Source organism: Allopseudospirillum japonicum (assembly GCF_900108915.1).
GTDB classification, from domain to species: Bacteria; Pseudomonadota; Gammaproteobacteria; order Pseudomonadales; family Halomonadaceae; genus Pseudospirillum; species Pseudospirillum japonicum.
This window is the reverse complement of record NZ_FNYH01000006.1, coordinates 60,193-71,599: the sequence shown is the minus strand read 5'-3', so window position 1 is coordinate 71,599 and position 11,407 is coordinate 60,193. Positions and strand designations below refer to the sequence as shown.

Genomic DNA, 11,407 nt, shown 5'->3' with positions numbered 1-11,407 from the left:
TTTAAATATCTTATTTTTTTGGATTATCTTTTTATATTATTTTAATAACCCTAATTATATTTATTAGGAGCCCTGTCAGGACCTTAAGAGCTTGAGCAAGGATACAGCTCACCCCTTGAATATAATAAAAACACACAATATAATCATTCCATGCAATCAAAACATACAATATAAACGCTTCTAATTGAAAAAATTAGGGAGGTTCACACCTCCCCATTTTCCTATAAGCTAGTTCGCCTCACCACGCCACCAAGCGGCTAAATCTTCTAATAATAGATAATTCACGGGTACCATAATTAAGGTAATTAAGGTCGCAAAAATGATACCAAAGCCCAAAGAAACTGCCATCGGAATTAAAAACTGTGCCTGCGTCGATTTCTCAAATAACAAAGGCATTAATCCAATAAAGGTCGTCATGGAGGTTAAAAACACCGGACGAAATCGCGCAGCACCCGCACGCAACAGACTTTGATAACTCGCCTGCCAAGCAGAGTATGCCGGTTGGCTTTCTCGTAAGCCTTGACTCTCTTTATTGGTAAAATCCACTAAAACCAAACTATCATTCACCACAACGCCAATCAGTGCCAAAATGCCCAGCAAGCTCATCATGGTTAAATCCATACCAACAATCAAATGCCCCGCCAGTGCGCCAATAATACCGAAAGGAATCACAGACATCACAATCAACGGCTGACTATAAGAGGCAAAAGGAATGGCCAATAAGGCATATAAAGCGAAAAACACAAAGGCTAATCCCCAACCCAGCGAGGAAAAAGATTCTTGCTGTTCTTGGGTTTCTCCTTTGAGCTGATATTTCATCCCAGGATAGGCTTGAATTAATTGATCTAAATAATCGGTTAATTCAGTTTGCAAACGTGTCAAATTAGCTTCTTGTTTATCTACATCTGCAGTAATACTAACAATACGTGCTTGATCCAAGCGATAAATCGCTGCTGGCGCGCGCGCAAATTGCCAACTTGCAACACTTTGCAAATCCACACGCGTGCCTTCTGGAGTCACAATCGGCAAACGGGCAAATTCTGCCAAGCTTTGCCGCTCTTGTACAGGCAAACGCAAATAGACTTTCACTTCATCTTGACCACGCTGCAAACGCAATACTTCTAATCCTAAATAAGCCGCACGAATCTGATTGAGAAGATAAGCGCGTGTGATACCTAACGCATGTGCTTGTGGTTTAAGTTGCAAGTGCAATTCTTGTTTACCAGCAGCTAAGTTATTAGCTATATCAAAAAGATAAGGATAGGTGCGCAAATAGGCTTCGATTTCTGGAATCGCTTTTGCTAAGTCCTGTGCGCGTTGGCTGCTTAACTGAATATCAATGGGATCATGCACTCGCCCTATCTCAGCACGAAAATTGAGGGATTCAGCACCCGGAATGGCACCTATATGTTCGCGCCATTCATTCACTAAGCGTCGGGTACTTAAGGCAGGATCGCGCGTTTGCGCATTTTCCAACTGTAAACGAATCCCTGCACTTTCTTGACTACTGGTTGCATGAATATTCAAAATCGGACTTTGGCCTGTTGCTGGATCACGATATTTTTCTTGTAAAGTACGCGCCGCCGCCAGCATTTTCATCAAGTGTCCATCTGTGACCGCAAAAGCCGTACCTGCTGGCATGGTAAGATAAGCACGTGCGGTGTCGCTTTGCACCCGTGGAAAAAAGGTAAAGCGCGTCCAGCCACTCATGACTAGCGCCAGCATCAAGATCAAAACCCCAACAAAAAGTGCGAGCGTGGTTCCTCGATAGATGAGTGCTTGCTTTAGTAGCGGCTGATAAATGCGCAAAATCCAGTGTTCAAATCCAGAGGCAAATGCTTGTTGCCAACGCACCCAAGCTGAAGGATGTTGCACCCGATTAAGACGAATATTTTTTAAATGTGCAGGTAAAACAAGTTTGGATTCAATTAAGGAAAACAAGAGTACAGGGATGACAATTACAGGGATCTGGGCAAATAAAGCCCCCCGTGCGCCTTCAATAAAGGCCATAGGTAAAAAAGCCGCCACCGTGGTTAAAATACCAAAGGTGACAGGCACACTCACTTCTTGCGTACCACAAATCGCTGCTTGTAAACCAGATTCTGCATGACGTAAATGGGTATAGACATTTTCTCCTGTGACAATCGCATCATCGACAACAATGCCAAGGACCAAAATAAATGCAAATAAAGAAAAAATATTTAAGGTGACACCAAAGAAAGGCATCAACAAAAATGCCCCCATAAAGCTCACAGGGATCCCAATAAATACCCAGAAAGCAATTGCTGGGCGCAAAAACAAAGTCAGCAAAACCAAGACCAACACACCGCCTTGCAAGGCGTTAGTGAGCAAGATACTTAAACGCCCTTTCACAATTTCAGAATCATCATCCCAATAATCAACAAAAATACCTTGTGGCAAGTGTGCTTGCTGTTGGTCGATATAAGTACGCACGATTTCTGCCACCTGCAAAGCACTTTGGTCTCCTACTCGGTAGACATCCAGCATCACAGAGGGATAACCATTAAAACGGCTACGGCTTTTTGCTTCTGTAAATGTATCCTCAATCTGTGCTAATTCTCCCAAGGTCAACACATAACCATTTGCCAAAGTAGCCACAGGTAAGCGTGCAAATTCATCTTTATGATAAGCAATTCCTAGACTACGAATACTGATATCACCTTGCGCACCTCGTATCATGCCAGCACTAAAGTCTTGCGCATACGCGCGGATTTGTTCTTGTACTTCTTGTAAACTCAATCCATATTGACGCAGCTTATCTTGTGCAATATAGAGATTCACTTCATAAGCAGGTGCGCCATCAAACTCAACTTGAGTAATCCCCTGCTCTGCTAACAAACTGGTTTTCACTTCTTGCGCATATTGGCGCAACTCTAGTTCAGAGACATTGCCATACACGGCCACACTAATAACTTCACGTTTGCGGCTGGCCAAACTGGTTAATGGGCGTTCTGCTTCTGTCGGCAAACTATTGATGGCATCGACACGCGCTTTCACCTCGGCTAACACCTCTTGTGGATCATAGCCATCTGCTACCTGTAACGTGATACTCGTGCTCCCTTCAACCGAACGGCTGCTGATCTCTTCAATCCCTTGCAAATCAGCCAAAGCTTGTTCTATAGGTAAAGCAAGGCTTAACTCAGCATCAGCAGGTGTTGCACCTCGTAAGCTTACCCGGACACTAATGGTCTCTGCGGCAAAACTCGGGAAGACTTCTAAAGGAATACGATAAGTCAGTGAAGCCAAGCCCAAACCCAACAAGGTCAGCATCAGCAAATTGGCGGCAACATGGTTACGTGCAAACCAAGCAATCATGGTTGATTTCCTCTTTCAACATCTGTTGTAGCAAGCTGCACCGGCATCCCTGTCGTCACCTGCCCTAAAGGACTAACAACCATCAAATCCCCCGGAGTAAGCTGGGTTTGATAAGTCGCAAGATCTGCAATCACGGCTTCTTGTGGTCCTTTCCACAGCACTTGGATAGGGTGTTTGATCAGTACTTGTTCACGCACCAAATAAATAAAAGTGTCCTCATGTAGATAAGCACTAGGGACCACCCAGACTTGCTGTAAAGGGCGGCTGGCGACTTGCACTTGCACCTGCTGCTGTAAGCGAGGTAAAGGTACTTGCGGATTAGCCGCTTGCGTGAGGATCAAGACCGCTTGCAAGGTTTGGGTATTTGGCTCAATTTGTGGCTCAATATACTGCAAATGCGCTGACCAAGTGTGTTGGGTATCGGGATCTCGAACTTGCCAGACAGTACCTGCTTCTGGCAGCCAAGTTTCCTCTTGCAAACGCAAATTAAAATGCACACGCATCTTGTCGGTACGGTACAAGCTGGCAAGTACCTCCTGCGTGCTTAAGGTATCGGCTAAATCAACAGTGACCTCATACAAGCGCCCTGCATAAGGCGCACGAATTTGTGTACGTTCTAGGTTGAGTTGTGCCACCTCAACCGCGGCTTTTGCCGCCACCAATTCAGCTTGTGCAGTTTCTATTTGCAGTTGTAAACGGATACGTTTGGGAGCAATTCCAGAACGGCCTAAATTCTCCCAACCGGCCTGCGCATCCTCACTTTGTGCTTTCAGCTCATCCAGTGTTTGGCGTGCACGTGCCCAAGCCGCCTGCGCCTGTGCCAAAGCCAATGCATATTCACTGGTTTCCAAATGCAGTAATACCTCACCAGCCTCCACTTGCGCACCTGAATGCCAGTTCTCACTCACTGCCACAATACGTCCACCCACTTGGGCTTTTAAACGCGTTTGTTGCGCGGCTTGTACTTGTGCAGGCCAACTTAAGGCCACTTGATAATCTTGCGGCTGGAGTGCTTGCACCTGCACACTAACAGCAGGTATCTTTGCTTGGCTTTGACGAGTGATTTTAGGTGGATTTTGTAACAAAAAATAACTTATACTGACAAACACACTCAGTACTAACCAAGGTAACCAATACCTTTTTCTGCGCTGACCTGTCGCTTGATGCATATTCAAGTCCTTATTAATCAAGATTTATCAACACGCCTATACTAAAAGAGCTTGCAAAAGATTCAGGTAAATTTTACGTTTCTTTACTTTTTTACTCTCAATGCTTTTGGATAGGTCTACCCTAGATAAAATGCTACTTTTCTTGACATAGATTCATTTGAAAGTCAGATTAATAGATAAACTCTGTTACCTATTTTTGACTCAATAGCTCATCCTGCGATTTTTCTGCTGACTTGATGCTCCTTCTTTTACCTGCTGAGAGATTTTTCCTATGGCACTGAAAAAAAACCCTTCGCAAACGCCTAGCAAAGCCAATCAAGCTGATAATCCACAAGATTTAGCTGCACGACGTTTAGCCGAGCAAAAACGCCGCCACGCACGCACCCTTGCTAAACAGCAACAAGCAGCAGAACGCGTTGCCAGTGCCTCCCAACAACTCGCTGCAGGGATTACGCAAGCGGCACGCGCACGAGACCAACTCAGCCTTGCGGTACAAGAAATCGCCACAGGTGCAGAAGAATCTGCCTCCGCCAGCCACGAAAGTTTAGAAGCGGTGCGCAGCATTGCGACTCAGATGGCCACGCAAACAGACAATGCGAGAATCTCACGCGAACGAGCACAAAATGTCTCTAAAGATGCTGAGTCGGCTAGCCTAAAAATTGGTGGCCTTGTTGAAAATCTCAACAGCACCGCAGAACGCCAACAATGTTCTGCACGTTTAATGAGCACTTTGGAACAACAAGCCAATGCCATTAATGATGCTGCCCGCCAAGTGATGCGTATTGCAGATCAAACCAACTTATTAGCGTTAAATGCTGCGATTGAAGCAGGGCGAGCAGGGCGTCACGGTAAAGGCTTTGCTGTTGTTGCAGATACCGTGCGTACTTTGGCAGAAGCCTCCGAAAAAAATGCGACCGATATCACAGAGTTAGTCAATGAGATTCAGCAAAAAACGGCAACTGCAGGCCAAGCGGTTAAACAATCTGCTGATCTTGCTCTAGAACAAGCCGCTATGGGTGAAGATGTCAGCAGCCAATTTAAAAGCATCCTCGCGGATATGCTGCATGTGACCCAAGCGGCGCAACAAATTGATGAAATTATTAAAAACTCTGAACTTGCCATCACAGATTTGCAACAAGGTTCAGAAGCCATTGCAGCCGCAGCTGAACAACAAGCAGCGGCGGCCGAGCAAGTGGTAAAAACACTGGATGAACAAGGGCAAGCCCTCTCAGGTGCAGAAGCCGCTACTAACGAGTTAGAAGATATTTCCGACGAGTTGCGCAATAGCACAGATATTGCAAAAAGTGCGGAAGGCGTTGCCTCTGCGGCAGAAGAATTAGCTGCCTCTGTAGAAGAATTAAATCGTGGCGCACAGGAAATTGATTCTGCCTTGAATGAAGTGCTCAGCGGATCAGAGCAAAGTGCCTCTGCCACTGAGCAAGCACTCGGTGCGATTAATCGTATTGAAAGCAATACGAAAGATATTGATGAACGCACCTTAGATACACTCAAACGTGTGCAAGCCATTTCCGAGCGCATCAGCAATAACCGTGATCGTGTAAAAAGTATGCTTGATGGCATTCGCGAGAATCTCAGCGTGGCTGAAAGCAACCTGCAAGATATTCTTTCTATTCAAAAACTCAATCGCCAAATTGATAAAATCACCAATTCAATTGCTAATATTGCAATTAAAACCAGTATGTTAGCAGTTAATGGCGCCGTCGAGGCAGCACGCGCAGGGGAATATGGCAAAGGCTTTGCAGTGGTCTCTGGGGATATTCAAAACCTTGCTGATGATGCTGCCAGCAATGTCGAACAAGTCCAAGAATTAGTACGTAACATTCAAGATCAGGCCAATATGGTAGAGCGTGATTTAGAAGAAGCTCTCAAACGTGCCCAACAAGAAGTCACACGCGCTGAAACAGCCATGCTGGATATTGATAGTATCGAAAACGCGCAAAAAGATTTGTTAAAAAGTAATGAATATACTCAAGCCGCTTCGGTAGAAATAGCTACCGCAATTACCCAGGCCAAAAAAGGGATGGAGCAAATTTCTGCTGCGACAGAAGAAGCCGCCGCCAACGTACGTCAAGCTTCGGTTGCTGCCACGCAACAATCTCAAGGTGCTGAAGAGTTAGCAGCTGCTATCGAAGAAATCGCTTCTATCGCTGATGAAATCCAAAGTAACTAGGATTAAAAGGGGGAATTTATGCACACGACCCCGTATGCATCCACAGCGCAAGCTGAGCCAGTTTCTGAAGATTCCAGCCCTGACTTAGAAGCCGGTGCAGATGAACAAAGTCATCAATATGTCACTTTTGCGTTAATGCAAGAGTCTTTCGCGATTCCTATGAGCCGCGTTTTGGAGATTGTACGTTTTCCAGAACCAGTCCAAGTGCCCTTAACGCACCCTAGCTTGCTAGGTTTGGCTAGTTTTCGTGGCACGGTCGTCCCTATTTTGGATCTGGGCGATATTTTAGGGTTGGGAAAACGCCAACTTACTGATGCAAGCCGTGTTCTCTTAATTGAAGTCGGTCATGCACTCGGAATTGTGGTCGATCGTGTCGAACGCGTGACTGACCTTGCTGCGCATCAAATTCAAAGTACCCAAGATTTTGCCTCTTTACAGCATGAAGCGGTATTATCTGGTGTCTATCGTGAGCATGGCGGCCATGTCATTCAGCTATTGGATATTGAATCTCTAATTCAAAGAGAATTCAGCCATATGCTAAAAACCACGTCTTTGGATGCTAACAATCATTTTAGTCTGCAAGAAATACGCGAAGAGCAAGAAGACGAGGAGCTCACCCAACTAGTCAGTTTTATGATTGATGCGCAAGAATTCGCGTTTCGTCTTACCGATGTTCAAGAAATTATCCGACCACCACGGAAGATTAATTTACTCCCCAATACAGCGCACCATGTGATGGGCTTGATCACCTTGCGTGAGAATACCTTTCCGCTATTTTCAATGCGCCGCTTATTTGCAATGCCAGACCCTTGTACCTTGGAAGAGCAAATGCTCGTTGTACTGCGTCATGGCAGCGCACGCTTAGCATTAATGGTCGATCAAGTGCGTGAGGTGGTACGGATTCACGAAGAACAGTTAGAGCCTATGCCGGCAGTGCTCCACCATCAAGGGAATAATGAGGAAATCGAAGCCTTGTGTCGTTTAGATGCAGGCGAGCGTTTAATTACCTTATTACATATTGCCCCCTTATTTAACAATATGCAGGCCTTATTAGAAGACACGGCACCTGCTGCTTTCAATGAGAGCCAGACAATGGATGATCCACAAACTTTAGAAAGTGACAGCGAATATCTCACGGATGAATGCCAACTTGTGGTGTTTGTGCTCAATACGCAGCTGTATGGATTATCCATCGATCAAGTTCAAGAGATCACCCGCTTACCTGAACAACTTTATCGTGTCCCTAAATGCCCTGAGTTTATCGACGGCATGATCAATTTACGCGGTACCGTTTTACCTGTGTTAGATATGCGCAATCGCTTTGGAATGGCACGCGCCCAACCTAGCGAGCGCCAACGCATTATTGTACTTAATATCAATAACTTGCTTACCGGTTTTGTGGTTGATGAAGTCAATGCCGTCATGCGGATTCAGCGTAGCCGCATTGAACAAGCACCGCATTTATCCAGCGAACAAGAACGACTTTTAGGTCAAGTGGTCCGTTTACCTGAGCAAAAAACCCTGATCCAACTCATAGATCCTTATGAACTCATGAGTAACGAAGAACAAGCATTGGCAGCTGCCAGTGCGAAAACCTCTTAATTTTAGTAAGCAACAGCCTAGCCTCTGGGCTGTTGCAAGCCAGTTCATAAGCTAATCAAGTAGGAAGCATATAGGATGAGCATTCGCTTATTAATCGTGGACGATTCCGCTTTGATGCGTAAGCAACTCAGAAATTTTTTTACTCAAACCGGTGACTTTGAGCTGATCAGTGCGCGTGATGGTATCGATGCCCTAGAAAAAATAAAAACTCATCCCCCTGATGTGATTACTTTAGATATTAATATGCCGAATATGGATGGTTTGACTTGTTTAAGCCACATTATGGCGCATCATCCTTGTCCTGTGATTATGCTATCTTCTTTAACAGAAAAAGGCGCTTTAGCCACCTTTGAAGCTTTGGAGCTTGGTGCTTTTGATTATGTCAGCAAACCTGATGGCACCATGTCACAAAACCTAGAACGCATTTTTCCAGAACTTTTACAAAAAATTCACGCTGCTTTACAACAAAAACCCAAAACAGCTAAACAATTGCGTTCGCGTTTACGTTTACAACAAACCCGCAGCCAGCCACTAGAAAAAACGACTCCCTCTCGCATATTTACCAAGGAGCAAGGCCAGGCTAAGGCGCAAACTCAAGCCAGTGCACGAACACAAAGACGTGCATTCAACCAAGATAAAAAACTTGTGCTCATTGGTGTTTCTACGGGGGGGCCTGGGACTTTAGAAGCGATTTTGCAAGGTCTACCTGCGAACTTTCCTTACCCAATTGTGGTTGCGCAACATATGCCCGCACGCTTTACCCAAGTTTTTGCAGATCGCCTAAATCGTTCGTGTCTTTTACCTGTACAGGAAGTTTCTAGCCCTTGTGCGCCGGAAGCAGGTCATGTGTACATTGCTCGCGGTGATGCGGATTTACGTATTAGCAAACGAGGCACACAAATTCGTTTATTAAGCGTACCTTCACATAGTGAATACCTCTGGCATCCTAGCGTATCTTTGATGGTTGCTTCTGCATTAGCAGTTTATCGCCCTCAAGATTTAATTTGTGTGCAATTAACCGGTATGGGACATGATGGTGCCAAAGAAATGGCACAGGCCAAAATGCAAGGGGCGCGCACCTTGGCCGAAAGCGAAGAAACTGCGGTTGTTTTTGGCATGCCACGCGCCCTAATCGAACAACAAGGCGCCACCTGTATTCTTCCTAACCATGAAATCGCCCAACAATTGATTCAATGGGCAAGCTGTTAATCGAGGTCAAGTGATGGCACTAAAACGTGTGCAAACTCATGTTCAACCAACGAGCGTCGCCACAGCGGATGCAGCTCAAGGTGATCAAGCACCAGACTGGCAAACCTTGATTGCACATTTGCAGGATCCTCAAGCACACACAAGACGCTGGGCCGCACGTGAATTAGCCAATTTCGTGCATAGTGTCCCCCATTTGTTCACCCAACTAGATCGAGAAACAGACCTAAAAGTACAAGAAGCGATTTTCTGTTCACTGCAAAGTCTTGGCGGTCCACAGGTCGTGGAAGGCTTGATTGCACGCTTAAACTCAGATGATGCGGGTATTCGCAATACAGTCATTGAAATATTACAAACCTTGCCGGAAGAGGTCGCACCACATATTCAAGATTTACTTGCCCATACCAACCCAGATATTCGCATTTTTGCGATTGATATTTTGCAATTACTTGCACACCCATGTGCACCTGAATGGTTATTGCATGTGCTTGCACAAGAGCAACATCCTAATGTTCTTGGAACGGCGATTGATCGTTTGCTTGAATTGGGAACACCGGAAATGCTTCCTCAACTGAACGCATTGCAAGCGCGTGTTGCTCAAACACCTTATTTAAAATTTGCCCTTGATGCAGCCATTCAACGTATTGAGGACACCAGTAATGCCGGCTAGTGTACTGCAAATTACCGATGCAGAGTTTGCACGTTTTCGAGATTATTTTTACCGGCGCACAGGTATTTATTTCGAAGACAGTAAAAGATATTTTGTTGATAAACGTTTATTAGAACGCATGCGCCACACTGAGTATTATAGCTTTCGTAGTTATTTCACTTTTATGCGTTTTCAGGCTTCTGGACAAGAGTTTCAGCAACTGGTCAATTGTATGACAGTGAATGAAACTTATTTTATGCGCGAGCGTTATCAATTTGAATGCTTAGTTGAAGAAACTTTAAATGAAATTGTTCAATATCCTCAAAATAAGGCACGAACTTTACGTATTTGGTCGATTCCATCAAGTACAGGTGAAGAACCTTACTCAATTGCCCTGTCTTTACTGGAATACTGGCCTTTAATCGAACAAGTTGATGTCGAAATTGTTGCCTCAGATATAGATACTCATGTCTTAGATCGTTGCCGGCGCGGATTATATTCGGACCGTTCTTTAATGCATATTTCGCAAGATATTCGCGATAGATATTTTCTCCCTAAAGGCGCGAATCAATGGCAACTTTGCCAAGATATTCGTGACTCTGTACTTTTTACTCAGGTCAACTTAGCTGATCTAGCACAAACGCGAGAATATCGCCATTTTGATATTATTTTTTGTCGCAATCTCTTGATTTATTTTGATGAGCCTGCACGTCGGCGCGCTGCTGAAGTCTTTTATGATGCCTTAAATCCTGGAGGCTTTATTTTCCTTGGACATTCAGAATCTATGAGCCGTATCTCGTCCTTATTTAAAGTACGTAAATTTAATAAGGCTCTGGCTTACCAGAAGCCACTTGATTAGGAGTCTGGGTAATGAAGCAAGTATTAATTGTGGATGATGCGGTCACAGTACGCCTTTATCACAGGCACTTAATTACTGAGTTAGGTTATCCTACCTCAGAGGCTGAAAATGGCGTTGAGGCGCTAGAAAAAGCGATGCAAGCTTCTTTTGCGCTCATGCTAGTGGATGTCAACATGCCCAAAATGGATGGCTACCGCTTTATTGAAGAAGTACGCAAAAACCCTGATTTACAAAGTATACCTATTATTATGATTAGCACAGAATCCGAAGCGAAAGATATTCAAAAAGCTTATAGTGTTGGTGCTAATTTTTATTTAATTAAGCCCACAGATCCCAAGCGTCTACAAGACTTGGTGACTCTTATTTTGGGTCAGTCAAAGCAAGAAATTTAGGAG

Annotated in this window: 8 protein-coding genes; 6 read left to right on the top strand and 2 right to left on the bottom strand. The window is 44.7% G+C overall.

Translation table 11 applies throughout. The annotated features are described in order from the left end of the window. Positions 1-228 precede the first annotated feature (228 nt). Positions 229-3,336 carry an efflux RND transporter permease subunit gene (locus BMX05_RS07110; protein ID WP_093309399.1) on the bottom strand — a complete coding sequence of 1,036 codons (3,108 nt, stop codon included), beginning with the start codon at positions 3,334-3,336 and terminating at the stop codon, positions 229-231. Continuing rightward, on the bottom strand, positions 3,333-4,505 hold the full coding sequence (locus BMX05_RS07105) for an efflux RND transporter periplasmic adaptor subunit (RefSeq protein ID WP_093309398.1): 1,173 nt from the start codon (positions 4,503-4,505) through the stop codon (positions 3,333-3,335). The genes BMX05_RS07110 and BMX05_RS07105 overlap by 4 nt, the downstream gene beginning before the upstream one ends. A gap of 271 nt (positions 4,506-4,776) precedes the next feature. Here BMX05_RS07105 and BMX05_RS07100 point away from each other — a divergent pair, with 271 nt between their 5' ends. The 6 genes from BMX05_RS07100 (at position 4,777) to BMX05_RS07075 (ending at position 11,404) form a co-directional block, all read left to right on the top strand. Continuing rightward, positions 4,777-6,696, top strand: coding sequence for a methyl-accepting chemotaxis protein (locus BMX05_RS07100; protein WP_093309397.1), 1,920 nt, complete (start codon positions 4,777-4,779; stop codon positions 6,694-6,696). Positions 6,697-6,714: 18 nt separating this feature from the next. Then, positions 6,715-8,298, top strand: coding sequence for a chemotaxis protein CheW (locus tag BMX05_RS07095; RefSeq protein ID WP_093309395.1), 1,584 nt, complete (start codon positions 6,715-6,717; stop codon positions 8,296-8,298). 75 nt (positions 8,299-8,373) lie between these two features. Beyond that, positions 8,374-9,507 (top strand): chemotaxis-specific protein-glutamate methyltransferase CheB, encoded by a 1,134-nt coding sequence (gene cheB, locus BMX05_RS07090; protein ID WP_093309394.1) that lies wholly within the window; start codon positions 8,374-8,376, stop codon positions 9,505-9,507. A 13-nt stretch (positions 9,508-9,520) separates the two neighbouring features. Next, entirely contained in the window at positions 9,521-10,174 is a 654-nt protein-coding gene (locus BMX05_RS07085) for a HEAT repeat domain-containing protein (RefSeq protein WP_093309391.1), read from the top strand. After that, positions 10,164-11,012, top strand: a complete 849-nt coding sequence (locus tag BMX05_RS07080) for a CheR family methyltransferase (protein ID WP_093309390.1) — start codon at positions 10,164-10,166, stop codon at positions 11,010-11,012. Before BMX05_RS07085 ends, BMX05_RS07080 begins: the two co-directional genes overlap by 11 nt. Before the next feature lie 11 nt (positions 11,013-11,023). After that, positions 11,024-11,404, top strand: a complete 381-nt coding sequence (locus BMX05_RS07075; RefSeq protein WP_093309388.1) for a response regulator — start codon at positions 11,024-11,026, stop codon at positions 11,402-11,404. Positions 11,405-11,407 lie beyond the last annotated feature (3 nt).